This window comes from Lysobacter sp. H21R4 (genome assembly GCF_015277535.1).
Classification (GTDB): domain Bacteria; phylum Pseudomonadota; class Gammaproteobacteria; order Xanthomonadales; family Xanthomonadaceae; genus Novilysobacter; species Novilysobacter ciconiae.
Window position 1 is genome coordinate 458257 of sequence record NZ_CP063772.1, and the last position, 26348, is coordinate 484604.

18 protein-coding genes and 1 pseudogene are annotated in these 26348 nt (G+C 68.5%); 10 read left to right on the forward strand and 9 right to left on the reverse strand.

The features are described 5' to 3' along the window. Positions 1–139 precede the first annotated feature (139 nt). Both INQ40_RS02050 and INQ40_RS02055 read right to left on the reverse strand, forming a co-directional pair. Positions 140–1441, reverse strand: coding sequence for an amidohydrolase family protein (locus INQ40_RS02050; protein WP_228482089.1), 1302 nt, complete (start codon positions 1439–1441; stop codon positions 140–142). Then, positions 1438–2790: an amidohydrolase gene (locus INQ40_RS02055; RefSeq protein ID WP_228482165.1), complete on the reverse strand. Its 1353-nt coding sequence runs from the start codon at positions 2788–2790 to the stop codon at positions 1438–1440. The genes INQ40_RS02050 and INQ40_RS02055 overlap by 4 nt, the downstream gene beginning before the upstream one ends. Before the next feature lie 248 nt (positions 2791–3038). On the opposite strand from INQ40_RS02055, the gene INQ40_RS02060 reads away from it, so the two are divergent. Further along, positions 3039–3581: a DUF924 family protein gene (locus tag INQ40_RS02060; protein ID WP_194341398.1), complete on the forward strand. Its 543-nt coding sequence runs from the start codon at positions 3039–3041 to the stop codon at positions 3579–3581. A gap of 21 nt (positions 3582–3602) precedes the next feature. Here INQ40_RS02060 and grxD read toward each other — a convergent pair whose 3' ends face one another. Continuing rightward, positions 3603–4532 (reverse strand): Grx4 family monothiol glutaredoxin, encoded by a 930-nt coding sequence (grxD, locus tag INQ40_RS02065; RefSeq protein WP_194341400.1) that lies wholly within the window; start codon positions 4530–4532, stop codon positions 3603–3605. A gap of 90 nt (positions 4533–4622) precedes the next feature. On the opposite strand from grxD, the pseudogene INQ40_RS02070 reads away from it, so the two are divergent. Continuing rightward, positions 4623–5372: pseudogene (locus INQ40_RS02070) on the forward strand (polysaccharide deacetylase family protein); the annotation flags it as partial. 196 nt (positions 5373–5568) lie between these two features. On the opposite strand, the gene INQ40_RS02075 reads toward INQ40_RS02070, so the two are convergent. Beyond that, complete coding sequence (locus INQ40_RS02075; protein ID WP_194341402.1) at positions 5569–6414, reverse strand: outer membrane protein assembly factor BamD; 846 nt, start codon at positions 6412–6414, stop codon at positions 5569–5571. Between the two features lie 80 nt (positions 6415–6494). On the opposite strand from INQ40_RS02075, the gene rluD reads away from it, so the two are divergent. The 3 genes from rluD (at position 6495) to clpB (ending at position 10971) form a co-directional block, all read left to right on the forward strand. Next, positions 6495–7469, forward strand: coding sequence for a 23S rRNA pseudouridine(1911/1915/1917) synthase RluD (gene rluD, locus INQ40_RS02080; RefSeq protein WP_194341404.1), 975 nt, complete (start codon positions 6495–6497; stop codon positions 7467–7469). After that, on the forward strand, positions 7470–8297 hold the full coding sequence (gene pgeF / locus INQ40_RS02085) for a peptidoglycan editing factor PgeF (RefSeq protein WP_194341406.1): 828 nt from the start codon (positions 7470–7472) through the stop codon (positions 8295–8297). Between the two features lie 88 nt (positions 8298–8385). Next, positions 8386–10971: an ATP-dependent chaperone ClpB gene (clpB, locus tag INQ40_RS02090; protein ID WP_194341408.1), complete on the forward strand. Its 2586-nt coding sequence runs from the start codon at positions 8386–8388 to the stop codon at positions 10969–10971. A 128-nt stretch (positions 10972–11099) separates the two neighbouring features. Here the strand turns inward: clpB and INQ40_RS02095 are convergent, their stop codons facing one another. Both INQ40_RS02095 and ybaL read right to left on the reverse strand, forming a co-directional pair. Continuing rightward, positions 11100–13505, reverse strand: a complete 2406-nt coding sequence (locus INQ40_RS02095; protein WP_194341410.1) for a TonB-dependent receptor — start codon at positions 13503–13505, stop codon at positions 11100–11102. A gap of 147 nt (positions 13506–13652) precedes the next feature. Next, positions 13653–15356 carry a YbaL family putative K(+) efflux transporter gene (ybaL, locus tag INQ40_RS02100; protein WP_194341412.1) on the reverse strand — a complete coding sequence of 568 codons (1704 nt, stop codon included), beginning with the start codon at positions 15354–15356 and terminating at the stop codon, positions 13653–13655. 170 nt (positions 15357–15526) lie between these two features. Between ybaL and INQ40_RS02105 the strand changes: the two genes are divergently transcribed. After that, on the forward strand, positions 15527–17419 hold the full coding sequence (locus tag INQ40_RS02105; RefSeq protein ID WP_194341414.1) for an ABC-F family ATP-binding cassette domain-containing protein: 1893 nt from the start codon (positions 15527–15529) through the stop codon (positions 17417–17419). 97 nt (positions 17420–17516) lie between these two features. Here INQ40_RS02105 and xerD read toward each other — a convergent pair whose 3' ends face one another. After that, on the reverse strand, positions 17517–18491 hold the full coding sequence (xerD, locus tag INQ40_RS02110; protein WP_194341416.1) for a site-specific tyrosine recombinase XerD: 975 nt from the start codon (positions 18489–18491) through the stop codon (positions 17517–17519). Between the two features lie 85 nt (positions 18492–18576). On the opposite strand from xerD, the gene INQ40_RS02115 reads away from it, so the two are divergent. Then, a complete protein-coding gene (locus INQ40_RS02115; protein ID WP_194341418.1) occupies positions 18577–19050 on the forward strand; it encodes an RDD family protein in 474 nt (157 codons plus the stop codon). Positions 19051–19073: 23 nt separating this feature from the next. Here INQ40_RS02115 and lptG read toward each other — a convergent pair whose 3' ends face one another. Continuing rightward, positions 19074–20186, reverse strand: a complete 1113-nt coding sequence (gene lptG, locus INQ40_RS02120; protein WP_194341420.1) for an LPS export ABC transporter permease LptG — start codon at positions 20184–20186, stop codon at positions 19074–19076. Continuing rightward, a complete protein-coding gene (gene lptF / locus INQ40_RS02125) occupies positions 20183–21283 on the reverse strand; it encodes an LPS export ABC transporter permease LptF (protein ID WP_194341422.1) in 1101 nt (366 codons plus the stop codon). Before lptF ends, lptG begins: the two co-directional genes overlap by 4 nt. A gap of 183 nt (positions 21284–21466) precedes the next feature. On the opposite strand from lptF, the gene INQ40_RS02130 reads away from it, so the two are divergent. The 3 genes from INQ40_RS02130 to INQ40_RS02140 are packed head-to-tail and all read left to right on the forward strand — an operon-like array spanning position 21467 to position 26322. After that, a complete protein-coding gene (locus INQ40_RS02130; protein WP_194341424.1) occupies positions 21467–22969 on the forward strand; it encodes a leucyl aminopeptidase in 1503 nt (500 codons plus the stop codon). Positions 22970–22978: 9 nt separating this feature from the next. Next, positions 22979–23410: a DNA polymerase III subunit chi gene (locus INQ40_RS02135; protein WP_194034970.1), complete on the forward strand. Its 432-nt coding sequence runs from the start codon at positions 22979–22981 to the stop codon at positions 23408–23410. Between the two features lie 53 nt (positions 23411–23463). Then, a complete protein-coding gene (locus INQ40_RS02140) occupies positions 23464–26322 on the forward strand; it encodes a valine--tRNA ligase (protein WP_194341432.1) in 2859 nt (952 codons plus the stop codon). The last annotated feature ends 26 nt before the right edge of the window (positions 26323–26348 follow it).

Genomic DNA, 26348 nt, shown 5'->3' on the forward strand with positions numbered 1-26348 from the left:
CGGATTTACCTTCCGCAACCGCCGCGACTATTTAACGTCGGGGATGCATGCCCTTGGGTGTGAAGTAAAGGAGGAGGCACCGGCTTGACCGGTGCCGGGGGACATTCGCACCCAAGGGTATGCGTCCTCGGCACTCCTACTAACGCACCGCCGCTGGATACGCCGGCGGCAAACCGCCGCGCTCGGCCCGGACATCCGGCTGCAGATACCGGTCCCGCAGATCCGTCTGCCGGCTGCGCATCTGGATCGGCTTGCCGTCGAACCAGACCTGGGTGGCCACCGCATTCACCTCCAGAGGATCGCCGCTCCACAGCACCAGGTCGGCACGTTTGCCGACGGCGATGCTGCCGACGCTGTCCGTGACGCCGAAGACCTTTGCCGGTACCGACGTCAGTCCGGCGACGCCGAGATCCCAGGGCAGGCCGTGGGCGACGGCGTTGCCCGCCGCCTGGCGGATCTTGCGCGCGTTGTGGGAACCGTCGCCGCTCTGGCTGAAGCCCACCGCCACCCCGGCCGCGGCCAGTCGGGCGGCGTTTTCCGGCGTCGCGCCGATCTGGTCGAAGCCGGCCGGCAGCGTGTCCAGCGGATTGACGAACACGGCCACGTCGGCAGCGGCGAGCTGGGGCGCGAGCTTCCACGCCTCGGCGCCGCCCAGGATGGCGATCCTGACCTTGTGCCTGGCCGACCAGCGCAGTAGTTGGCGGATATCGGCGGCGCGATCCACGCCGACCACGACGCGGCCGCCGTTGTCCAGATAGGTCGCCAGGGATTTGCGCCCGGCGGGTGTCAGCAGCGCGACCTTGGCGTCGAGCGGAATCCGGCCGCGCACCTCGTCCACCAACTGGTCCAGGATCATCCATTGCGCGGCCCGCGACTGTCCGCTCAGACCGGCCGCATCCGCGCCGATGTCGACAAACAGAGCCTTCGGCCCGATCGGGTCCGCGCTGCCGTCGAGGCGGAACACACCGCCCTGGCCGCCGATCATCGAGCCTTCACTGTCGCTGCCCGCGCCCAGCAGGGTCCAGCCGATGCCCTCGATGCGGGCGACCGGAACCAGCAGCGAGTCGGGGTTGTAGGCCAGCGTCACGTCAAACTCCGGGCGCACCGGCATCCCCGCCGCGCCCAGGCCGAGCCGGCTGTCCACGGTGGAGCGCTCGCCGGAGACCTCCTCGATGCCAATCCCGGTGATGCCGCCGAACAGGGCCGGCGTCAGGCGGCGCTCGCCGGCGTCGACAACCCGCACGCCAGCCGGCGCGCTCAGGGCCGCGCCGATCTGGCGGATGACGCCACCGCTGACCAGCACGTCGGTGTTGGTCAACGTCGCCGGGCTCGCGCCGGTGTGCACGGTGGCGTTGCGGATCAGCAGCTCCTGCGCGGTGGCAGGAAGCGCGCACAGCGCCAGCACGGCGGCGGCCAGCGACGTTATTGCCAGGCGCTTCACAGGGCGCCTCCGGTGGTGGCGGGCTGGCCGAGCATGAAGTCCGAGGTCGCCCGACGCGAAGGATCGTTCAGGTCATGCACGCGCGCGCCGTCGACGTAGACCTGCTCGGCCTTGGCGTAAACGCTGAAGGGGTTGCCGCTCCAGAGCACCACGTCGGCCATTTTCCCGACCTCCAGGGTGCCGGTCTGATCGGCGATGCCCATCGATTTCGCCGGGTTGGCGGTCAGCCAGAGGATCGCCCGCTCCGGTGCGATCTCGATGCCCGCCAGTTGCGCGTGTGCCATGACCTTTGCCGCCTCCTGGTTGAGGCGCTGGATGTCGTCGGCCGAATCGCTGTGCAGGATCGCGCAGCTGCCCGGCTGGCGGTCGACCAGCGCGATGTTTTCCTGGATGCCATCGAAAGCCTCCAGCTTGAACCCCCACCAGTCCGACCACAGCGCGGCGCAGGTGCCGGAGCGGGCCAGCTTGTCGGCGATCTTGTAGGCCTCCACGCCGTGGTGGAAGGCGGCGATGCGGAAGCCGAACTCGTCGGCCAGATCGAGCATCGTCGCCATCTCGTCGGCGCGGTAGCAGTGGATGTGCACGCGGATGTCGCCGTTGATCGCGCCAGCCAGCGTCTCCAGCTTGAGGTCCTGCTTGCCGGCGGCCTGTTTGCCCCAGCGGCGTTTTTTGCTCGTCGAATCGTTGCCGCTGCCGTTCTTTTTCAGGTACTCGGCGGCCTCGATGAACGCGGCCCGGTAGCCGGCGACGTTGCCCATGCGGGTCGCCGGGCCGCCCTTGTCACCATAGACGCGCTTGGGGTTCTCGCCACAGGCCATTTTCAGCCCCCACGGCGCGCCGGGAAACTTCATCGCCTGGTAGCTGACCGCAGGAACGTTCTTGAGCGTCACCCCGCGACCGCCGATCAGGTTGGCCGAGCCGGGCAGGATCTGCAGCGAGGTGATGCCGCCGGCGCGGGCGGCGTTGAAGCCCGGATCCTGCGGCCACACCGAGTGCTCGGCCCAGACCGCCGCGGTCACCGGAGCGGTCGTCTCGTTGCCGTCGCTGTGCGCGCGCACGCCAGGGCTGGGGTAGACGCCGAGGTGCGAGTGCACATCGATGATGCCCGGCGTGACCCACTTGCCGCGCCCGTCCACGACCGTGGTGTTGGCAGGCACAGACAGGTTTACCCCGACCCCGGCGATTCGGCCGTCCACCATCAGCACGTCGGCGCCCTCCATCCGCTCGCCGGTGCCGGTGAGCACGGTCGCACCCTGCAGCAGCACGGCCGGCGAGGCGATGACCTGGTAGGTGCTCGGATACGGGTCCGGACGCGGCGCGCTGGCGGCTTGGGCCGACGGCGAGGCCATCCCCAGCGCCAGCGTCAGCGCCGCCGCGAGGAGGGCGGTGTTTGGTCGAGACATTGGATTTCCCCGATGTGTTGCAGCGGCCGTTGCGGCCGCATGGCGATGGATTCACCGTAGCCGCGGACCACAGCCGTGCCAAGAGTGACAATGGTCATGCCGAGGGTTCGGGCAGCCGGCCGGAGGTAGGCTCACCGCGCCGTAGACGCGGCTGCTGCTACCGTCGACACCTCTTCCGATTGACGAGGTGCCCGATGGACACGACGCCCGCAGCGGTTCTTGAATTCTGGCGTGAGGCCGGCCCCGACATGTGGTTCGGGGGCGGCGAAGCCTTCGACCGACGGGTGCGCGAGCAGCTGGGGGAAGCGCACATGGCCGCCTCGCGCGGCGAGTTGCAGGTGTGGATGGAGTCGGCGGAAAGCGCGATGGCGCTGGTCCTGCTGCTGGACCAGGTCCCGCGCCACATCTTCCGCGGCAGCGCGCATGCCTACGCCACCGACCCCCTGGCCTGCGAGGTCGCCACGCGGGCGGTCGGGCACGGCTTCGACACCCAGATCGATCCCGAGCTGCGGCGCTTCTTCTATCTGCCCTTCACTCACAGCGAGGATCCGATGCAGCAGCAGCGGTCCGTCGAACTGCACCGGACCATGCCCGGCGAGGAGCCTGACAAGTGGGCCGTGCACCATCAGGCGATCATCGAGCGTTTCGGGCGGTTCCCGCACCGCAACGCGCTGTTTGGACGTGCCACCACGCCTACCGAACAGGCGTGGCTGGACGAGGGCGGCTTCAGTGGCTGAAGCCGCCGCGAGCGCGCCGGCTCAGTAGGTCGGCACGCTCGGATCGACCTTCGCGCTCCACTCGGCGATACCGCCGGCGACGTTGTACAGGCGCTTGAAGCCGAGCGCGCGGAAGTCCTCGGCGACCTGGGCGCTGCGCGCACCGGTGTGGCAGATGAATGCCAGGCCGGTGTCCCGGGGCAGGTCCTCCAGCTCCGCGCGACCGTTGCCGTCGAGCGTCTTGAAGGGAACCTTGACCGAGGCCACCGCGCGTTCTTCGGCCGGGCGCACGTCCACCAGCACGACGCTGCCGTCGGCCACCCTGGCGGCGGTCTCCGTCACGTCCAGCACGCTGACCTTCGGCGGTGCGTTGGGGTTGTCGATCACAAGACCGCGGCCGCGCTCGTCCTCGACCCAGTCGATCGACAGGCCGCGTGCGCGCTGGGCACTGGCGACGTCGAACTGCACGCGCAGGCCTTCGGCGTCGCTGGTGATGGCGTTGTCATCGACCGGCGCCAGCTGCAGGCGGGCGTTGAAGCGCGGGTCGATCTCGACCTGCAACGCGTATCCCTTGCCGGCGTTGCCCACGGCCTCCCCAAGCATTTTCGCCGCTGTGGGGGTGATGGTGATCGCCGGCGGCGTGCGGTCCGGGGCCGGCACGCCAAGCGCCGTGTAGAGCTCGCCGGAGCGGGCAATCTGCTCGATGATGTCGCTGCCGCCGACCAGCTCCTTGTCGATGTAGAGCTGCGGGATCGTCGGCCACTCGCCGTAGACCTTGATGCCTTCGCGGATCTCCGGATCCGAGAGCACGTCCACGTGCTGGTACTTCACCCCGGTCGCGCCCAGCAGCCCGACCGCCTTGGCCGAGAACCCGCACTGGGGCGCCGCCGGCTCACCTTTCATGAACAGGACGACGCGGTTGGTGGTGAGCAGTTCTTCGATGCGCGAGCGCAGTGCGGGATCAAGTGACATGACAAGGCTTCCGTAAGATGCGGACGGATTACGTCCCGGGTAGGCCGGCCAGTGTAACGAGGCGTGGCTGACGCTGGCATGATCCAGGTCATGGCGACCCCCGACCCGCACCGCGTTCCCCGCCGTCCGCACGCGTGGTGGATGATCCTGCTCGCGTCCCAGCTACTGGTCGCGGCCCTGTGGTGGCGCTGGGGCTGGCCGGTCGGCCTGCCGGCGATGCTGGCCAGCCACCTGCCGTTCCTGTGGGGCACGCTGAAACCCGATTCGCGGCTGTTCAGCCCGGTCCTGTCGCGGCTGCCGACCCACGAGCGCGTGGTGTGGCTCACCATCGACGACGGTCCATCGGATGACACCGTGGCGGTGCTGGACCTGCTGGATGCGCATGCCGCCAAGGCGACGTTCTTCCTGGTGGGCGAGCGTGCGCGTGAACGACCCGAGCTGGTGCGCGAGATAGTGAGGCGCGGGCACGGAATCGGCAACCACAGCCACAGCCACCCGCAGTCGGTGTTCTGGGCACTGGGTCCGGCGCGGATGCGCGAGCAGATCGACCGCGCGCAGGCCGAGCTGACGGCGATCGCCGGCATCGCGCCGCGCTGGTTCCGTGCCGTGGTCGGCATGGCCAACCCGTTCGTGGCGAGCGCCCTGCGCGAGCACGGCCTGGCCCGCGTCGCCTGGAGCGCGCGCGGCTTCGATGCGGTGGCCGCGGATCCGCAAGCGGTGGTCGCGCGTATCGAGCGCGATCTGGCGCCGGGCGCGATCGTATTGATGCACGAGGGCGCCCGGCATGGGCGCAACGTGGAAACGCTGCAACTGCTCCTGCAGCTGCTGGAGAAGCAAGGGTTCCGAGCAGTGCTGCCGGTAGCGGACGCGCGGGACGGCCCGGCTGGATCCAGAAACTCCACCGATCCGGACGCGGCACGACTTGATTGGCGACCTTCGCCGCATCCGCGCGAGGCGAATCCCGTCCACGGCAAAACGCCGCCCGGAGGAGGCGTTTCCTGATGTAGCGGATGTTTCGCGAACGCGGGGGTGCCGCTCAGTAATCCAGCGCCGACTTCTCGCGCGCAAACGGGTTGAGCTTGCGCCAGTCGCCGGGGTACTTCGGCCAGTTGCCGGCCAGGTACGGGTGCCCCGGATCGGCCTTCTGCAGGCGTGCGCGGGTGTCCGCGGCCAGGGTCTCATTGCCCAGGCCGGTGTACGCAGCGGCGAGGGCTGCGATCGCGTCGTTCTGGTACTTGCTGTCGGGGTAGGTCTCCAGCAGGTAGGTCGCACGTTCCACCGCCGCGACGTAGGCCGTGCGGCGCAGGTTGTAGAGCGAGACTTCCAGCTCATGCCGGGCGAAGGTGTTCTGCAGCTCGGCCATGCGCTCGCGCGCGTCGGCGGCGTAGCGGCTGTTGGGATAGCGCTCCACGACGATGGAGAAGTCGTTGTAGGCCTGGTGCGGCGTGGCCAAGTCGCGGCGGCTGGGATCGAGTTTCCAGACCTTCTGCAGGAACACCGTATCGCGGCTGGAGTTCACCAGCCCGCGCAGGTAGTACAGGTAGGCGATGTTGCGGTGGGTCGGGTAGGTGCGGATGAAGCGGTCGATGCTGCTGATCGCTTCCTCGTGGTTGCCGGCCTTGTACTGCGCGTAGGCGGTCTCGATCAGCGCCTGCTCGGTGTAGGGACCGTACGGGTACTGGGCGACCAGGCCCTTGAAGTTGTCGGCACCGGCCGACCAGTTGCCGCGCTTCATGGCGGCGTGGCCCTTCTCGTACAGCTCCTCCACCGGCGCGGCCTCCGGAGTGGTGTCTTTCTTCTTGAACATGGAGCAGCCGGGGCCGATGAAAGCGACGATCAGCAGCAGCGGCAGCACGCGGAGGGGGGCATAACGATGGGTCATGGTCGATATCACGGGCGCCGGGGGCACGAAGCGCCGATAATAGCAGTCCCGCGCCGTGTGCCCTTAACCGTGTCCTGCCAATGAGCCAACCCGACATCGCCCTCCAGGCCACCGTGCCCGCCGCCGCCGCGGGACGCCGCTTCGATGCCGTGGTGGCGGAACTGTTCCCGTCCTATTCGCGCTCGCGTCTCTCCACCTGGATCAAGTCCGGGGAGGTGCTTCTGGACGGCAATTCCGTGCGTCCGCGCGACCCGGTGCACGGCGGCGAGCTGGTCAGCCTGAACGTGACCCCGGACGTGCAGACACGCTCGGAGCCGGAGGACATTCCGCTGGACGTGCTGTTCGAGGACGAGCACGTGATCGTGATCGACAAGCCCGCCGGCCTGGTGGTGCATCCCGGCGCCGGCAATCCGGACGGAACCCTGGTCAACGCGCTGCTGTACCGCCAGCCCGACCTGAACGCGCTGCCGCGCGCCGGCATCGTCCATCGCCTCGACAAGGACACCTCCGGGGTGATGGTGGTCGCGCGCACGCTGGTGGCCCACACCGCGCTGGTCGAGCAGCTGTCATCGCGCGAGGTCCATCGCCAGTACCTGGCCGTGGTGTCGGGCGCGCTGGTGTCGGGCGGCACCGCCAAGGCGCCGATCGATCGCCACCCGCGTGACCGCATCCGCATGGCGGTGCGCGAGGACGGCCGCGACGCGATCACCCACTTCCGCCTGCGTGAACGGTTTCGGGCACACACGCTTTTGGAGTGCCGGCTTGAAACCGGTCGCACCCATCAGATCCGCGTGCACATGGCGCACCTCAAGCACCCGATCATCGGCGATCCGCTGTACGGCGGGTCCTTGAAACTGCCGCGTGGCGCGAACGAGGCGCTGGTGACCGCGCTGAAGGGGTTCAGGCGTCAGGCCCTGCACGCCGAGACGCTCGAGTTCGTGCATCCGGTGACCGGCGAAGCGGTGCGCTGCAGCGCGCCGATGCCGGCGGACATGCGGGCCCTGGTGGCGGCACTGCGCAACGACACCGCCGAGGCGATCGAGCGAGCGCGCTGAGTGGGCGCCTCACCGCTCCTGCCCGCTGACTGGCCCGCGCCGCGTGGGGTGCACGGGCTCACCACGCTGCGTTACGGCGCGGGTGTGTCGGTGGCGCCGTTCGAGCGGTTCAACCTGGGCAACCGCCATGCCGCCGATGGCGACGATCCCGCAGCGGTGGACGCCAACCGGGCGGCGCTGATCGCCGTCGCGGAGCTGCCCTCGGCTTCGGTGTGGTTGCGGCAGGTGCATGGGACGGGAGTGTTTCGGGCAGGAGGGAGCGATGCCGTTCCAACGGCGTCGACGGGCAGCCGACGGTCGAGCGGTGGCGCTCAGGGTGACGCATCCAACGAGCCGGAAGCCGACGCGGCGGTGACGTCCGTGCCCGGCACGGTGCTGGCCATCCTTACCGCCGATTGCCTGCCCGTGCTGTTCTGCGCCGATGACGGCAGCGAGGTGGGCGCCGCCCACGCCGGTTGGCGGGGCCTGGCCGGCGGCGTGCTGGAAGCCACCGTGAACGCGATGGCGACGTCGCCGGAGCGCCTGATCGCCTGGCTGGGACCGGCCGCCGGTCCGCAGCACTACGAGGTCGGCGCCGAGGTCCGCGATGCGTTTGTCTCGCGGGACCGCTGGGCGGACAACGCCTTCATCGCCACCCGTCCCGGGCACTGGAATGTCGACCTGTACGCGTTGGCACGGCGCCGGCTGGTGCAGGCGGGACTGTCGGCCAAACGCATCTACGGCGGCGGGCTGTGCACGATCGCCGACCCGGCGCGCTTCTACTCGCACCGCCGCGACCAGCGCACCGGGCGGATGGCGTCGGTGGTGTGGGTCGAGCCGCACCGCTGAGCGCGGGGGATCTTGAACTGGCGGCCATAAACCACATGTCCTGGGTATCGCGACCCGGCCCGGTCGCCCTGAACTTCGAGGACACGACATGCGGATGGACAAGCTCACATCGCGCTTCCAGCACGCGCTTGCGGACGCGCAATCGATGGCGGTCGGGCGCGACCACAGCGTTATCGAACCGGTGCACCTGCTGACGGCGCTGGTCGACCAGAAGGACGGCAGCACGCGCCCGTTGCTGTCGCAGGCGGGCGTCAACATGCCGCTGCTGCGCGAGCGCCTCGGCGAGGCGCTGCAAAAACTGCCCACGGTGTCCGGGCAGGCCGGCAATGTCAGCGTCGGCAACGACCTGTCGCGGCTGCTCAACCTGACCGACAAATACGCCCAGCAACGCGGGGATGCGTTCATCGCCACCGAGTTGTTCGTGCTGGCGGCGCTGGAGGATGGTGGCGAGACCGGTCGCGCATTGAAAGCCGCCGGCGCCGACAAGGCCCGCATCGAGGCGGCGATCGACCAGGTTCGTGGAGGTGAGGCCGTGCAATCCGAGAATGCCGAGGACCAGCGCCAGGCGCTGGAGAAATACACCATCGATCTCAACGCGCGCGTCGAGGCCGGCAAGCTGGATCCGGTGATCGGCCGCGACGAGGAGATCCGCCGGGTGATCCAGGTGCTGCAACGGCGGACCAAGAACAACCCGGTGCTGATCGGCGAGCCGGGCGTGGGCAAGACCGCGATTGTGGAAGGCCTCGCCCAGCGCATCATCAACAACGAGGTGCCCGAGGGCCTGCGCGGCAAGCGTGTGCTGAGCCTGGACATGGGCGCGCTGATCGCCGGGGCGAAGTTCCGCGGCGAATTCGAGGAGCGCCTGAAGGGCGTGCTCAACGACTTGGCCAAGAGCGAGGGCCAGGTGATCCTGTTCATCGACGAGCTGCACACCGTGGTCGGTGCCGGCAAGGCCGAGGGTGCGATGGACGCCGGCAACATGCTCAAGCCGGCACTGGCGCGGGGCGAGCTGCACTGCATCGGCGCGACCACGCTGGACGAGTACCGCCAGTACATCGAGAAGGACGCCGCGCTGGAGCGCCGCTTCCAGAAGGTGCTGGTCGGTGAGCCGAGCGTGGAGGACACCATCGCGATCCTGCGCGGGCTGAAGGAAAAGTACGCCGTCCACCACGGCGTGGAGATCACCGACCCGGCGATCGTCGCCGCCGCCACGCTGTCGCACCGCTACATCGCCGACCGCCAATTGCCCGACAAGGCGATCGACCTGATGGACGAGGCCGCCAGCCGCATCCGCATGGAGATCGACTCCAAGCCCGAGGAACTGGACCGCAAGGAGCGCCGGCTGATCCAGCTCAAGATCCAGCGCGAGGCGTTGAAGAAGGAGAAGGACGACGCCAGCAAGCAGCGCCTGGCGGACCTGCAAGCCGAGATCGACGTGCTGGAGCGCGAGTTCAACGACCTGGAAGAGGTCTGGAAAGCCGAAAAGGCGATGCTGCAGGGCGCGACGAAGATCAAGGAGCAGATCGAGACGGCCAAGCTTGAACTGGAGGGTGCGCAGCGCAGACAGGACTACGCGCGCATGAGCGAGATCCAGTACGGCCTGCTGCCGGAGCTGGAGAAGCAGGCGCACGCCGCGCACGAAGCCGAGGCCAAGGGGTTCACCCTGTTGCAGGACAAGGTCACCGAGGAGGAAATCGCCGAGGTGGTCAGCCGCTGGACCGGTATCCCGGTGTCCAAAATGCTCGAAGGCGAGCGCGAGAAACTGCTGCAGATGGAGCAGCACCTGCACACGCGGGTGATCGGCCAGGAGGAGGCGATCAAGGTCGTGTCGGATTCGGTGCGACGCGCGCGCGCCGGCCTTTCGGACCCCAACCGTCCGTCCGGTTCATTCCTGTTCCTCGGCCCGACCGGCGTCGGCAAGACCGAGCTGTGCAAGGCGCTGGCCGAGTTCCTGTTCGACAGCTCCGAAGCGATGATCCGCATCGACATGAGCGAATTCATGGAGAAGCACGCGGTCAGCCGGCTGGTCGGCGCACCCCCGGGCTACGTCGGTTACGAGGAGGGCGGTTACCTGACCGAGGCGGTGCGCCGCCGGCCCTACAGCGTGATCCTGCTGGACGAGGTGGAGAAGGCGCATCCGGACGTGTTCAACATCCTGCTGCAGGTGCTTGACGACGGCCGCCTGACCGATGGCCAGGGCCGCACGGTCGACTTCCGCAACACGGTGATCGTGATGACCTCCAACCTGGGCAGCCAGATGATCCAAGAGATGGATGGTGATGACTCACCCGAGAGCTACACCCAGATGAAGGCCGCGGTGATGGGCGTGGTGCAGAGCCACTTCCGGCCGGAGTTCATCAACCGCCTGGACGACATCGTCGTTTTCCATTCGCTGGACAAGCAGCAGATCCGCGAGATCGCCAAGGTCCAGCTGCACGGCCTGGACAAGCGCCTGGCCGAGCGTGGCCTGGCCCTGGAGTTGTCCGACAGTGCGTTGGCCCTGCTGGCCGATGTCGGCTTTGACCCGGTGTACGGGGCGCGGCCGCTGAAGCGCGCAATCCAGCAGCAACTGGAGAACCCGCTGGCGAGCAAGATCCTGTCGGGCGAGTTCCTCAGCGGCGAGACGATCCACGTCGATGCCGAGCGCGGGCATCTGGTGTTCAAGAAGTCCTGACGCACAGCCGGACTGAACCGCGTCCGCCGACTGCAAGTCGCTTGGCCGAAATGGAAAGAGCCCCGCATGCGCGGGGCTCTTTGTTATCGCTCCGGCCCAGCCCGGCGCCGGCTACACAGCGATGATGCTTACCACTTGTAGGCGATGCGGCCGTAGACGAATGCGCCGTTGAAGCCGCTCGGCGACTGGCTGCTGTAGGGGAACTGGTTGTGGTTGGCGTTGGGCGCGATGGTGCGGTCGGGGTACTCGTTGAGCAGGTTGTCCGCACCGACCGTCAGCGCCCAGCCCTGGCTGGGCTTGAAGCTGGCCGAAGCATCCACCGTCCAGATGGCGCCGTAGGTCTGGTCGAAGTCCGGGTTGCCGGTCTCGCCGACGCGGGTGGTGAACTCGCCGTAGCGCGTGGCACCCAGCACGAAGTCCCAGCGGTCGAGGTTCCACGCGCCGCTGAGGGTGGTCTTGTCGCGCGGGAACCCTTCCTCGATCCGGCCCTGCTCGTCTCGGCCGACGCGATAGAAATCCGCGTCCAGGGCGGTGAGCACGGCCGGGTTGGGCGCCACCCGCGTGATCTCGGTCTTGTTGTAGTTGTAGCCGGCGGTGAGGGTGAGCTTGCCGTTCTGCAGCGGAATGCCATAGCTGCCGATCACGTCCACGCCGCGGGTACGCGTGTCGATCGCGTTGTTGAAGTACCGCGCGGCGGTCACGCCGTTGATCCCCAGGCTCGCCAGCAGTGCCTGCGCGGCCGCGTTGGAGCCCAGCGGCAGGTTGGACGAGAGCACGATGCGGTCGTCGATTTCAATCTGGTAGGCGTCGACGGTGAGGTACAGCTGATCGATCGGCTGCAGGACCAGCCCCAGGCTGTAGGACAGCGAAGTCTCGGCCTGCAGCGGCTCCGCGCCGAGGGCACGCGCCGCGGCGCTGCTGGCGGGAAAGGTCCCGGAATCAAAGAATCGGTCCAGCGCCCCGTTGTAGTTGGAGGTCACCACCTGGTAGTGCTGCTGCGACAAAGACGGCGCGCGGAATCCGCTCGCGACCGTGCCGCGCAGCGCCACCGCGTCGGTGAAGGCATAGCGCGCCGAGAGTTTGCCGGACGTCTCGCTGCCGAAATCGCTGTAGTCCTCGTAGCGCCCGGCGATGCCGGCGGAGAACTTGTCGGTGAAATCCGCCTCCAGGCCGATGTAGGCCGCGTAGCTGTCGCGATCGAAATGGCCGGAGTTCTGCGGCGTGAAACCCTGGAAGCCCTGTGCGCCGCCGTTGGCATAGGAGTTGGGCTCGCCGGGTGACTGGTTCCACTTCTCGCGCCGGTACTCGGCGCCAAACGACAGCGTCGCCGGGTACTGCATTCCCCAGTCCAGGGTCCTGGTGACATCGGCGTTGGCGACGTTCTGGGTGTACTCCAGCGCGCCGTCGTAGAACCGGGTCGGGCTGGCGCTGCCCAGGCTGTAGTTGAGCGTGTTGCGGGTCTGGAAATCGATGTGGTTGTAGCCGTAGTTGTAGCTGACGTCCCACGTCCAGCCGCTGGCGGTGCCGCCTTTGAGGCCGGCGACCAGCGACCGGTCCTGCGAGAGCATCGCGATTTCCGGCACGTAACCGGCGTCGAAGAACTGCGAGATCAGCGCGCCCTGGCCGCTGTGGTTGCGCGAGCGGTGGAACGCGTACGAGGTGATGTCCCGATTGCTGGCCGCGGCGGTGGCGTAGGCGCTGACGTTGTCGCTGAAATCGAAGCCGGCGTTGGCCGAGACCACGCGCGAGTCGACCTGCGGATCGCCGTACATGTAGGCCACCTCGCCCAGCCCGGGGTTGTTGCCCTGGTTGGGCAGCGCCGTCGGCGAGTAGGGCTGGAACGGGCCGGCACGGTTGGTGGCGTCCTGCTGGCCCAGCTGCCCTGCGACGTGGACGAAACCGCGGTCCTCGGCAAAGCGCGCGCCGGTGTCACCGGAGATCTGGAACTGCGAGCCATCGCCGGCCGAATAGCGGCCGAAGTCCACCGCCAGTCCGCCACCGCCTTCGCTGCCCTTGAGAACGATGTTGACCACGCCGGCGATCGCATCCGACCCGTACTGGGCGGATGCGCCGTCACGCAGCACTTCCACGCGCGCGATCGCCGCGACCGGGATTGCGTTGAGGTCCACCGCCGACGACCCGCGGCCGATGCTGCCGTTGACGTTGAGCAGGGCGGATACGTGGCGGCGCTTGCCGTTGACCAGCACCAGCACCTGGTCGGGCGAGAGGCCGCGCAACTGCGCTGGACGGATCGCGCTGGTGCCGTCGGTGACCGCCGGACGCGGGAAGTTCAGCGAGGGCAGGGCGCGCGCGAGCGCCGTCGCCAGCTCGGTGGTACCGGTGGCCTTCAGGATCTCGGGGGTGATGATGTCGATCGGCGACTGCGACTCGGCGACCGTGCGGTCGGTGACCCGGGTGCCGGTGACGATGATCTGGTCGAGTGTGGTGGGGTTTGGAGCCGGGGTGGTCTGCGCGAAGGCGACGGGCGCAGCGATGGCCAGTGCAATGGCGAGGGGAAGGCGTCGGGGCGTCATGGGGGACTTTTCCGGATTTGGCCGTATGCACGGCGTCCTCCCTATTAACGCAATTTTAGCGCTCCGGTCAAACCATCCGCATGGGACGCCGGGAGCTTGGATTTGCAACGCCGGATTGCCCCGGCGACCGCGCTTTGGCGGGCGATCTCAGTCGGTTGCCACCCGCGGCAGGTGGTTTGCGCCGCGGTAGGGAGGCGTGGCCATCACCATCTCCGCCAGGCTGTGGGCCAGTTCGCGCTCGGCCAACACCACCCCGTCCGCGCCGTGCGCAAGCAGGTGTTGCACTTCGCCGTCGCTGTGCGCGCGTGCCAACAGGGTCAGCGAGGGGTTGATCGCGCGCAGCTTGGCCATGGTCTCGCCGGCCTCCAGCGGTTGCGGAATGGCGAGGATCGCGATGGTCGCCTTTTCCGGATGCGCCTCGGCCAGTACCAGGTCGGCGGCGGCGTTGCCGCGGATCGCCGGGATGCCCATCGCGTGCGCGCGGTCGACGTGATGGCCGCTGTCGTCGATCACCAGCACCGGCACGTCGTTTTCTCGCAGCAGCTTGACCAGCTCGCGGCCGACCCGACCGAAGCCGATCACGATCGCGTGGTTGTCCAGCTCCAGCGCGGGACCGGCCGTGGGTACCGGCGCTCCCTGCTCGGCCCCGCGCTGTTCGTTGCGCGCCTGCCAGCGATCCACCAGCACGAAAATCAGCGGGTTGAGCATGATCGTGATCAGCGCACCCGCCAGTACCAGGTCCTGCGCCTCGTCATTCATGATCCCCAGCGCCACGCCCAGGCCGGCGATGATGAAGGCGAACTCGCCGATCTGCGCCAGGCTGGCGGAAATGGTCAGCGCAGTGATGTTGGGATAGCCGAACGCGCGCACGATCACGTACGCCGCCGCGGATTTGCCGAACAGGATGATCAGCACCGTCGCCAGCACGTGCAGCGGCTGCTCGACCAGGATCCGCGGGTCGAACAGCATGCCCACCGAGACGAAGAACAGCACGGCGAAGGCATCGCGCAGCGGCAGCGAGTCGCTGGCCGCCTTGTGGCTGAACTCCGACTCGTTGAGCAGCAGGCCGGCGAAGAACGCGCCCAGCGCAAACGACACCCCGAACAGTTCCGCCGAGCCGTAGGCCACGCCCAACGCGATGGACAGCACCGCCAGCGTAAACAGCTCACGCGACCCGGTGCCCGCCGTACGCTCCAGCACCCACGGAATCACCCGGCGCCCGACCACCAGCATCACCGCGACGAAGGCCGACACCTGCATCACCGTCAGCACCATCGACACCACGATCGACCCGAAGGTGTGGACCTCGCCGCCCGGGCTGGGGTTGGTGATCTCGCCCAGCACCGGCATCAGCACCAGCGCGACCACGCAAAGGAGATCCTCGACGATCAGCCAGCCCACCGCGATGCGGCCGCGGTTGGTGTCCAGCAGGCGGCGGTCCTCCATCGCCCGCAGCAGCACGACGGTACTGGCGGTGGCCAGCGAGAAGCCGAACACCAGCCCGTGCACGGTCGACCAGCCCATCCACGAGGCCAGTCCCCAACCGAGCAGCGTGGCGACCGTGGTCTGCGCCAGCGCGCCCGGGATGGCGATCCACTTCACCGCCATCAGGTCCTTGATGGAGAAGTGCAGGCCGACCCCGAACATCAGCAGCATCACGCCGATCTCGGCCAGCTGCGCGGCCAGGTCCTGGTCGCCGACGAAGCCTGGAGTGAACGGACCGGCCACGATCCCGGCGGCGAGGTAGCCGACCAGCGGCGAAAGCCGCAAGCGGTTGGCCAGCGCGCCGAACACGAACGCCAGCAGCAAGCCCACGGCAATGATGTTGATCAGGTCGGTTTCGTGGGGCATCGCCGGTCCGTGCGCGTTCGGGAGTCGATCATGTCGGTGCCACTGTGCATCCACAAGCGCGATGGTCGCGTGCGACGGTGCGTGCCCCGCGGCTGAATGCATCGGCCGGCGCGCGCTGATCCGGACCCGGCCGCCCGTTGCCGCGGGCGGCGCCCACGTACAATGCCGCCATGATTGCCTTCAAAGATTTCGCCCTTCGCCGCGGCGAGCGCCTGCTGTTGTCCAAAGTCGACCTGGTCCTGCAGGCCGGGTGGCGGGTGGGCGTGATCGGCCGCAACGGCACCGGCAAGTCCTCGCTGTTCGCCGCGATGCAGGGCGAGCTGGAGGCCGATCGCGGCGATCTGGACATTCCCGGGCGGGTGCGCGTCGCGAGCGTCGCCCAGGAGACGCCGTCGCTGCCCGATGCCGCGATCGACTTCGTCCTCTCCGGCGACGCGCCGGTGCATGCGGCGATCCAGGCCGAGGCCAATGCCTTCGCCAGCGAGGACTGGGAAGCCGTCGCCGAGGCACATCAGCGCCTGGAGGAACTCAATGGCTACGACGCCAGCGCGCGCGCCGGCAAGCTGCTGCACGGGCTGGGCTTTGCCGCGGAAGCGCACTCGCGGGCGGTGAGCACCTTCTCCGGCGGTTGGCGCGTGCGGCTCAACCTGGCCCGCGCGCTGATGACCCCCAGCGACCTGTTGTTGCTGGACGAGCCGACCAACCATCTGGACCTGGACGCGGTGCTGTGGCTGGAGCAGTGGCTGCTGCACTACCCCGGCACGCTGCTGCTGATCAGCCATGACCGCGAGTTCCTCGACGAGGTCACCAGCCACACGCTGCACCTGCACGACGGCAGCGCGCGCCTGTACACCGGCAACTACACGGCCTTCGAGCGCCAGCGCGCCGAGCATTTGCGGCTGCAGCAGATCACCCACGAGAAGACCCAGGCCGAGCGCGCCCACCTGCAGAGCTTCGTCGACCGCTTCAGCGCCAGCGCCGCGAAGGCCAAGCAGGCGCAGTCGCGGGTCAAGCGCCTGGCCAAGATGGCCGACACCGAAGCGGTGCGCGTCGAGCGCGCGTTCCGCATCGAGTTCCCGGCGCCGGCCAAATTGCCCTACGCGCTGCTGCGCATCACCCATGCCGATTGCGGCTACAGCACGGCGTCGGGTCCGGCGACGATCCTGCACGACATCGGCTTCATCCTGGAGGCGGGCGACCGGATCGCGCTGCTGGGCCCCAACGGCGCCGGCAAGTCGACCCTGGTCAAGACCCTGGTCGGCGAGCTGCCCCTGCTGGCCGGCGAGCGCAGCGGCCATCCCGACCTGCGCATCGGCTACTTCGCCCAGCACACCGTCGAATCCCTGCGCGCGGGTACCAGCGCCATCGATCACCTGGCCGACATCGCGCCAGGCGTGTCCACCCAGCAGCTGCGCGATTTCCTCGGCAAGTGGAATTTCCCCGGCGACCGGGCGTTCGAGTCGGTGGACACCTTCTCCGGCGGCGAGCGCGCGCGGCTCGCGCTGGCCCTGATCGCGTGGCGGCAGCCGAACGTGCTGCTGCTCGACGAGCCCACCAACCATCTGGACCTCGACATGCGCGAGGCGCTGGCGGAAGCGCTGGCGGTATTTGAAGGCGCGATCGTGCTGGTCAGCCACGATCGCCACCTGATCGGCCTGGTCTGCGACACGTTCTGGCGCGTGGCCGACGGCACCGCGCAGGAATTCGATGGCGACCTGGACGCGTACGCGGTCTGGCTGCGCTCGCGCGACAGTTCCAATGATGGCAAGGCGCGCGAAAAGAAGGTTGGTGTCGCACCTGAGGTGACGTCCGCGCCTGCTGCCGCCCCGGCAAAGCCGCGTCGCGGCAAAGCCAACGCCCACAAGCTGGCGCGGGCGGAGGAGCGGGTCGGCGAGCTCGAAGCGCGTCTGGCGAAACTGGAGGCCCGTCTCGCCGACCCGTCGGTGTACGCCGACGGCGGCGCGCAGGTGGTCGAACTGGGGCGTGAGCAGGCGCAGCTGCAGGGCGAACTGGATGCCGCGGAAGCCGAGCTGCTGGAGCTCTACGAGGAAGACGCGGCCTGAGTCCCGGCGCTCGTGCGAGTCTTGCTGACGTAACCGTATCGCGGGCGGGGCTCTTCCGGGCCTTGTGCCGCCGCACAGTCGGCACAAGGCCCTGCGCTCAACCTCGCGGATGGTGGTTGGCGTGCAGTTGCTTGAGTTTCTCGCGCGCCACCAGAGTGTAGATCTGGGTCGTCGACAGCGAACTGTGGCCCAGCAGCATCTGCAGGGTGCGCAGGTCCGCGCCGTGGTTGAGCAGGTGGGTGGCGAAGCTGTGGCGCAGGCCGTGCGGGCTGATCTTTTGCGGATCGATGCCGGCACGGGCGGCGTAGCGCTTGACCAGCTGCCACAGCTGCTGCCGCGACAGCGTCTCGGCGGAGCCGTCGATGAAGACCGCATCGCGGACCGCGCCGCCGACCAGGCGTGGGCGCGCCTCGGCGAGATATCGCTCCACCCAGTGCCGGGCCTCATCGCCCAGCGGCACCAGGCGGTCGCGATTGCCCTTGCCAGTGACCCGCAACACGCCCTGGCGAAGGTTGACTGCGCCCATCGACAGGCCCGTCAGTTCGCTCGCCCGCAGCCCGCAGGCGTACATGAGTTCCAGCACCGCCCGGTCGCGCAGGCCGAGGTCGGTGCTGTCATCGGGCGCGGCCAGCAGGGCCTCGACCTGGCTCTCGCTGAGCGCCTTGGGCAGCAGGCGTGGCAGGCGCGGTGGTTCCAGCAGCGCGGTGGGGTCGTCGCGGCGCGCGCCGCGGCGGACCTGCCAGGCATGGAAGGCGCGCAGGCTCGACAGCAGGCGCGCGGTGCTGCGCGGCGAGTAGCGCTGGCGGCTGCGCCATTGCAGGTAGTCGTAGAGCGCGGCGGGGTCGGTGCCGGCCAGCCCCCCGGCGCGGCCGTTGTGCCAGCGGGCGAACCCCTGCAGGTCCCGTCGGTAGCTGGCCAAGGTCGGTTTGGCGAGGCCGTTTTCGGCCCAGATCGCCTCCAGGAACGATTCGATCAGCAGCGCATCGGCGTCTGCCAGCGGCGGCTGCGCCATGGCCACCTGCCGGCGCTCGGCAGGCGTGGTCGGCGTGGCGGGAAGTGACGGGTCGCTCATGCGGGCAGCTTAGCGGAGCGGTCCGCGGCGGCGTGGCCTAGAATTCGCGGGCTTGCCGACAAGCGATACCCCCGATGCCGTGCCGATGAATCCAGCGCCCGCCCCGTCCTCCCGCGCCCCGCGGCATCCAGCGACGCACTCCGCCTCGCCGTTGCTGGGCTGGCGACTGCTCGCGCTGGTGTACGACTTCTTCCCGGCGCTGGGCCTGTGGCTGCTGGTCGCGGCGATGTTTGTCGCCGCCCACCACGATGCGATCACCGGTGGCTTGCTCGGCTCGCTGGAGTTCATTGCGCTGTGGCTGGTCACCGCGGGTTACAGCATGGCCAGTTGGCGCTTCGGCGGCCAGACGCTGGGGATGCGGCCCTGGCGCCTGCAGGTGGTCGGGGCGGACGGAGGCGTGCCGTCGTGGCGCACGCTGCTGGTCCGCTACGCGGTCGGCAATCTGTCGCTGTTGCTGGGCGGGCTCGGATTCTGGTGGGCGTGGTGGGACCGCGATGGCCTGACCTGGCACGACCGCGCCAGCGGCACCCGGATGCGGCGCCTGGCAAAGGCCGACTGAGCAAAGGCCGACTGAACCGGCGCTCAGCCCGAGCGCTTGCGGAACAGCAACATCGACACGCCGACCATGATCACGGTGGGCAAGGCGTACGCGACGCGGAAGTCGAACTTGAACGCGCTGGCCATCTTCACGAACTGAGTCTGCAGCAGCCAGAAGCCCAGCGCGAACACGATGCCGATGAACAGCCGCTTGCCCAGGCCGCCGCTGCGCAGGCTGCCAAAGGCGAACGGGATCGCCGCCAGGCACAGCGCCAGCACGTTGAGCGGATAGAACCAGCGGCCCCAGTAATGCTCTTCGTAGTCGCTGGCGTCCAGACCGTTGCGCTGGCGGTAGGCGACCGATTCGTGCAGTTCGCGGGCGGTGAGATAGCGCGGACGGTCGATGTCGGCGCTCAGCGCGGTCGCGTCCAGCTGCGAGTCCCAGCGCTCCTCGGCGACCTGGGTGCGCGTCACCGAGTCGGCGTCAAAGGTGGTGCGGGTGACCTCGCGCAGCAGCCAGCCGCCGGGGCGATGCTCGGCGATCTTGGCCACCGCCAGCGACTGCAGCCGGCCGTCGTCTTCGAATTCGTACAGGCGCACGTCGCTGAGCTCCAGCCAGCGGTCGTCGCCGTCGCTGCGCTCCTCGCCGCCCTCGGCATTGAGGATGATGGCGCCCTCGCGGGCCCACACGCCCGAATAGCGCGCAACGATCAGGTTGTTGGAACGCGACGAGGCCTTGAGGACATCGGCGCTGCGCTGGCCCATCGGTGCCAGCGTTTCGCCATTGATCACCATCAACACGGTCAGCAGGGAGAGCGCAATCATCACCGCCAGGGTCATGCGCCGGCGCGAAAGCCCGATGGCGCGCAGCGCGGTGAGCTCCGAGGTGGCCGCCAGTTGCCCCAGCGCCATCAGGGCACCGATCACGGCCGCGGTCGGAAACAGCGTGTAGGCGTGGCGCGGGACGGTATAGAGCACGTAGGTCAGCGCCTGGACGACGCCGTAGCTGCCTTCGCCGACGTTGCCGAACTCGCTGACCATCGACAGCATCATGTCCAAGCCCAGCAGCACCGCCCAGGTCAGCATCACAGTGGTCAACACGGTGCGTGCCAGGTACAGGTCGTGGATCTTCGGAAAGCTCATCGCGCGGCCCCTCATGGCGCTGCCGTCTTGCGCAGGCGCAGGCGGGGAATGGCGATCGCCCCGTCCTTGACGTACATCCACACGCCCGCAGCCAGCAGCGGCAATACCAGCCACCACAGTCCGAGCGCCGGCGGAATGCGCCCGCTCGCCAGCCAGCCCTGGCCGACCTGCATCAGGTTCATGCCGATCAGGTAGGCGAAGAAGCCCATCATCGCGCCGCCAAAGCGGGCCTGGCGCGGGGTGCTGCGCGCCAGCGGCACCGCCAGCAACGCGAACGCCAGTGTCAGCAGCGGCGGTGCCAGGCGACCGTGCAACTGGGCGATGGAGGCCCGGCGCGGATCGCCCAGCAACTCCAGCGTGGGCATCGTCCGCGGGTCATTGGGGTCGTAGCGCTCCTTGCCGGCCGGCAGGCGCACGTCGTTGCTGGCGTAGCGCATCAGACGGTAGTCCTTGCCGCCATCCACCGGTCCCTCGACCTGGAAGCCGTTGTCCAGGGTGAGGTAGCGCTCCCCGTCGTCCTCCACGCTCAGCGAGCCGGTGTTGGCGGTGGTGACGTCCAGCCGGCCCTCGTTCTGGCGGTAGATGAAGATGCGCTGGAAGCGGGTGCCATCACCGGACATCGAGCCGACATAGACCACACCGCCGCCGCCGGGAATCTCGGTGAAGCTGCCCGGCGACAGGCCGGAGATGACCAGGTTGCGGTTGGCTTCGTTGATCATCTGCCGCGATATCCGCTCCGCCGTCGGCCCCAGCCACAGCGAGCACAGCGCCACGATCACCACGACCGGCAGCACCAGCGCCATGACCGGACGCAACAGGCGGACCGGGCCGACGCCCATCGCGTGGATTACCGGCATTTCCGAGTCGCGGTAGAGCCGGCCGATGCCGAGCATCATCCCCAGCATCAGCGCCAGGGGAAGGATCAGCGGCAGCCAGCTCAGCAGGACCAGGCCCAGCTGGCTGAGCATCAGCCCCGCCGGCAACCGCCCGGAGGCGATGTCCTTGAGCACGTCGGTGATCACGCCGCCGACGCTGACGACGAGCAACACCACCAGCGTGGCAAAGGTGGATTGGGCGAGTTCGCTCAGCAGGTATCGGTCGAGCTTGAGCATCGGAGGCCTTGGACGTGCGCGCCACGCGGCGCTTTTTTTTAATAGGACAGGGCTTGCTTTAGACTTGCAGGTTCGTTCGCGCGCTTCCAGCCTGGTCGAACCGGCCGGTATTGTCGCCCGGATCGGCGCTTTCCGCCGCCGCGACAGCGCGAACGCTCCCTCCCACTTCCCGGAAGTTGCTGTATGGCCCTCGAATTCGACCTGAACCATGGTGAGCTCGCCACTGTAAAGGCGGACTGTATCGTCGTTGGCGCTTACGCCGACAAAACCCTGAACGCCGCCGGCTCCGCGCTCGACAGCGCGACCAACGGCCGCCTGAAGGCGCTCGTGGAGCGCGGCGACGCCAGCGGCAAGATCGGCAAGACCGCCATCGTGCACGACCTGGACGGCGTGACCGCACCGCGCGTGCTGATCGTCGGCCTGGGCGATGCCGACAAGCTCGACGCGGCGCAGTACCTCAAGGCGGTCGACGCCGCCGCGCGGGCGCTGAAGACCGGGCCGGTCGAGCATGCCGTGTTCGCCTTTGCCGATGCCCGGATCAAGGGCCGCGATGGCGCCTGGGCCGTGCGCCACGCGGTGATTGCCGCCGACCACGCCTGCTACACCTACACCGCCACCCTGGGCGAGAAGAACAAGGCCAAGGCCGGCGAGCCGGGCCTGCGCCGGGTCTCGGTCAGCGTGCCCTCGGGCATGGCCGATGCCTCCCAGGCGCTGGAGCACGGCGCCTCGATCGCCGCCGGCGTCGCGTTTGCGCGCGAGCTGGGCAACCTGCCGCCCAACGTGTGCAACCCGGCGTACCTGGCCGACCAGGCGGTCGAGTTCGCCGGCCGCTCCGGCGACACCTCCTGCGAGGTGCTCGAAGACACGGACATGGAGAAGCTCGGCATGGGCTCGCTGCTCGCCGTGGCCCGCGGCTCGGCCAACCGCCCGCGCCTGATCGCGATGAAGTACAACGGCGCCGGCGACGACAGCAAGCCCTACGTGCTGGTCGGCAAGGGCCTGACCTTCGACACCGGCGGCATCAACCTCAAGGTCCAGGGCGGCATCGAGGAGATGAAGTTCGACATGTGCGGCGGCGCCAGCGTGATGGGCACCTTCGTCGCCGTGGTCGGCATGAAGCTGAAGATCAACCTGGTGGTGATCGTGGCCGCCGTGGAGAACATGCCCGACGCCGACGCCTACCGTCCTTCGGATGTGCTGACCAGCATGTCGGGCTCGACCATCGAGGTCGGCAACACCGACGCCGAGGGTCGCCTGGTGTTGTGCGATGCGCTGACCTGGTCGAAGAAGTTCGAGCCGGCCGCGCTGGTCGACGTCGCCACCCTGACCGGGGCGTGCATGGTCGCGCTTGGCAAATATGCCAGCGGGCTGATGACCAAGACCGACGACCTCGCCGAAGAGCTGCTGGCAGCCGGCGAGAAGACCTACGACCGCGCCTGGCGCCTGCCGCTGTGGGACGAGTACCAGACCATGCTGGAGTCTAGCTTCGCCGACGTCTACAACATCGGCGGCCGCTGGGGCGGCGCGATCACTGCCGGCTGCTTCCTGTCGCGGTTCACCGAGGACCAGCGCTGGGCGCACCTGGACATCGCCGGCAGCGGCAGCGAGGAAGGCAAGCGCGGCATGTCCACCGGTCGCCCGGTCGGCCTGCTCAGCCAGTGGCTGATCGACCGCGCCGCGCAGTAAGCGCCGACCGTGCGTGCCGATTTCTACCTGATCCAGAAGCCGCGGTTCCGCGAGGAGCCGCTGCTGCTGGTCTGCGAGCTGGCCCGCAAGGCCCAGCAGGCGGGGCAGGCGTGCATCGTGCTCGCGCGCGATGCCGCCCAGGCCGAGAAGCTCGACGACCTGCTGTGGTCCTTCGATCCGGACGCCTTCATCCCGCACCAGATCGTCGATCCGGACATGGAGGAGGGCGACGATGAGGAAATCGAGGTCCTGATCGCCGCGCCCGAGCACGACGTGGCCCTGCGTCCGCTGGTGATCAACCTGCGCGACGCGGCGGTGGATGGCGCGTTCGAGCGCGTGCTGGAGGTGGTGCCGGCCGACGATTCCGCGCGCGGCCCGCTGCGCCAGCGCTGGGTCCAGTACAAGGACCGCGGTTTCACCCTCAACAAGCACGACATGTAGCCGATGGCGCCCGGTCCACGGGTGCTTGTGTTCCTTTTTCCGCGACGATCCCGATGACCGACACCCTCGCCTCCAGCTACGACCCGACCCAGTTCGAAACCCGGCTGTACGAGCAGTGGGAGGCCAGCGGCGTGTTCAAGCCGAGCGGGCAGGGCGAGCCGTACAGCATCCTGCTGCCACCGCCCAACGTCACCGGCACCCTGCACATGGGTCACGCCTTCCAGCACACCCTGCAGGACGCGCTGGTGCGCTACCACCGCATGCGCGGCTTCGACACCTTGTGGCAGGTCGGCAGCGACCACGCCGGCATCGCCACCGAGATGGTGGTGGCGCGCAACCTGGGCGTGGAAGGCAAGGGCGAGACCCGCGACTCGCTTGGCCGTGACGGCTTCATCGACAAAGTCTGGGAGTGGAAGCAGCAGTCCGGCGACACCATCGAGCGGCAGATGCGCCGCATCGGTGCCTCCGGCGACTGGTCGCGCAGCGTGTTCACCATGGATCCGATGGCGGCCGAGGCGGTCATCGAGGCGTTCGTGAAGCTGCACGAGGAAGGCCTGGTCTATCGGGGTCAAAGACTGGTCAACTGGGATCCGGTGCTGAAGACCGCGATCTCCGACCTGGAGGTCCTCAGCGAGGAGGAAGACGGCTTCCTGTGGTCGATCCGCTACCCGCTGGCCGACGGCGCCAGCTACGAACACGTCGAGCAAGACGCCGACGGCAACGAGACCCTGCGCGAGACGCGCGACTACCTGGTCGTTGCCACCACGCGCCCCGAGACCATGCTGGGCGACACCGCGGCGATGGTGCACCCGGACGACGCCCGCTATGCCGGCCTGGTCGGCAAGGACGTGGCCCTGCCGCTGACCGGCCGCCGTATCCCGGTGATCGCCGATGACTATGTCGACCGCGAGTTCGGCACCGGCGTGGTCAAGGTCACCCCTGCGCACGACTTCAACGACTACGCGGTCGGCCAGCGCCACGGCCTGCCGCTGATCAACATCTTCACCCCCGACGCGGCGACCAACGACGACGTGCCCGAGCCGTACCGCGGTCTGGACCGTTACGAGGCGCGCAAGGTCGTACTCGCCGATCTGGAGGCCCAGGGCCTGCTGGTGGAGACGAAGCCGCACAAGCTGCAGGTGCCGCGCGGCGACCGTACCGGCCAGGTCATCGAGCCGTACCTGACCGACCAGTGGTTCGTGAAGATGGACACCCTGGCCCAGCGTGGCCTGGAGCTGGTGCAGGGCGTGGACGGGAAGCCCGGCGCGGTCAAGTTCGTGCCGCCCAACTGGATCAACACCTATCGTCACTGGATGGAAAACATCCAGGACTGGTGCATCAGCCGCCAGCTGTGGTGGGGCCATCGGATTCCCGCCTGGTACGGTGATGACGGGCGCATCTTCGTCGGTCGCGACGAGTCCGAGGCACGCGCCAGGGCCGAAGCCGTCGGCTACACCGGCGCGCTGCGCCAGGACAACGACGTGCTGGAGACCTGGTTCTCCTCGTCGTTGTGGCCGTTCAGCACCATGGGCTGGCCGAACCCGCAGCGGATGGACGAGCGCGGCTTCGAGCGCTTCGTGCCGTCCTCCGCACTGGTGACCGGCTTCGACATCATCTTCTTCTGGGTCGCCCGGATGATCATGATGACCGACCACTTCACCGGCCAGGTGCCGTTCAAGGACGTCTACATCACCGGCCTGATCCGTGATGCGCATGGCCAGAAGATGTCCAAGTCCAAGGGCAACATCATCGATCCGCTGGACCTGATCGACGGCATCTCCGCCGATGACCTGGTCGCCAAGCGCACCACCGGCCTGATGCGGCCCACCGACGCACCCAGGATCGAGAAGGCGACCCGCCGCGAGTTCCCCGAAGGCATCCCGGCGTTCGGCGCCGACGCGCTGCGCTTCACCATCGCCGCGCTGGCCACCCACGGCCGCGACATCCGCTTCGACATGGGCCGCGCCGAGGGCTACAAGAACTTCTGCAACAAGCTCTGGAACGCCACGCGCTTCGTGCTGATGAACACCGACGGCGCAAGTTTCACCGGCGTACCGCAGCCGCAGACCGATGCCGGGCGCTGGATCCTGTCGCGGCTGGACCAGGCGGCCGCGCAGGCCGAAAAGCATTTCGCCGCCTACCGCTTCGACCTGCTGGCACAGACCCTGTACGAGTTTGCCTGGAACGATTTCTGCGACTGGTTCGTCGAACTGGCCAAGCCGGCCCTGCACGGCGGGGACAGCGAGGCCGCCCACAACATGCGTCACGTCCTGCTGTACGTGCTGGAGCGCCTGCTGTGCCTGCTGCACCCGCTGATCCCGTTCGTCAGCGAGGAGCTGTGGCAGTCGGTGGCGCCGCGCCTGGGCATCGATGGCGCCACGATCATGCTGCAGCCGTATCCGCAGGCCGGCGACATCAGTATCGAGGACGCCGAGCGCGCAACCGCCGACGTGGAGTGGCTCAAGGCGATGGTGTCCGCGGTCCGGCGGGTGCGCAGCGAGCTCAACGTGGCGCCTTCCAAGCAGGTCACCCTGTTGCTGGCCGGCGCCTCCGACCGCGAGCGTGAGCGTACCGCCCGCTTCCATGGCTCGCTGTCGTTCCTGACCCGGCTGGAGGGCATCGAATTCATCGATGACGTCGCCAACGCGCCGGCCGCGGCAACCGCGGTGGTCGGCGAACTGAAGCTGCTGGTCCCGCTGGAAGGACTGGTCGACCTGGACGCGGAGCGTACGCGGCTCGACAAGGAACTGAAAAAGGTCGAGGTCGAGATCGGCAAGTGCAAGGGCAAGCTGGCCAGCGAGACCTTCGTCAACAACGCGCCGCCAGCGGTGGTCGAGCAGGAGCGCAAGCGCCTGGGCGACTGGAACTCGCAGCTCGAGGCCTTGGCGGCGCAGCGGACCCGGCTGGGATAAGCTCCGCGGCGAGCGCTGGCAGGGTC

Bases quoted from the DNA above. Each gene is read 5' to 3' on its own strand.
- INQ40_RS02130 (WP_194341424.1), top strand. From the start codon at position 21,467: ATGGCCCTCGAATTCGACCTGAACCATGGTGAGCTCGCCACTGTAAAG.
- clpB (WP_194341408.1), top strand. From the start codon at position 8,386: ATGCGGATGGACAAGCTCACATCGCGCTTCCAGCACGCGCTTGCGGAC.
- INQ40_RS02105 (WP_194341414.1), top strand. From the start codon at position 15,527: ATGATTGCCTTCAAAGATTTCGCCCTTCGCCGCGGCGAGCGCCTGCTG.
- INQ40_RS02140 (WP_194341432.1), top strand. From the start codon at position 23,464: ATGACCGACACCCTCGCCTCCAGCTACGACCCGACCCAGTTCGAAACC.
- INQ40_RS02095 (WP_194341410.1), bottom strand. From the start codon at position 13,505: ATGACGCCCCGACGCCTTCCCCTCGCCATTGCACTGGCCATCGCTGCG.
- INQ40_RS02115 (WP_194341418.1), top strand. From the start codon at position 18,577: ATGAATCCAGCGCCCGCCCCGTCCTCCCGCGCCCCGCGGCATCCAGCG.
- lptG (WP_194341420.1), bottom strand. From the start codon at position 20,186: ATGAGGGGCCGCGCGATGAGCTTTCCGAAGATCCACGACCTGTACCTG.
- lptF (WP_194341422.1), bottom strand. From the start codon at position 21,283: ATGCTCAAGCTCGACCGATACCTGCTGAGCGAACTCGCCCAATCCACC.
- ybaL (WP_194341412.1), bottom strand. From the start codon at position 15,356: ATGCCCCACGAAACCGACCTGATCAACATCATTGCCGTGGGCTTGCTG.
- INQ40_RS02075 (WP_194341402.1), bottom strand. From the start codon at position 6,414: ATGACCCATCGTTATGCCCCCCTCCGCGTGCTGCCGCTGCTGCTGATC.
- INQ40_RS02055 (WP_228482165.1), bottom strand. From the start codon at position 2,790: ATGGCCTCGCCGTCGGCCCAAGCCGCCAGCGCGCCGCGTCCGGACCCG.
- rluD (WP_194341404.1), top strand. From the start codon at position 6,495: ATGAGCCAACCCGACATCGCCCTCCAGGCCACCGTGCCCGCCGCCGCC.
- grxD (WP_194341400.1), bottom strand. From the start codon at position 4,532: ATGTCACTTGATCCCGCACTGCGCTCGCGCATCGAAGAACTGCTCACC.
- xerD (WP_194341416.1), bottom strand. From the start codon at position 18,491: ATGAGCGACCCGTCACTTCCCGCCACGCCGACCACGCCTGCCGAGCGC.
- INQ40_RS02060 (WP_194341398.1), top strand. From the start codon at position 3,039: ATGGACACGACGCCCGCAGCGGTTCTTGAATTCTGGCGTGAGGCCGGC.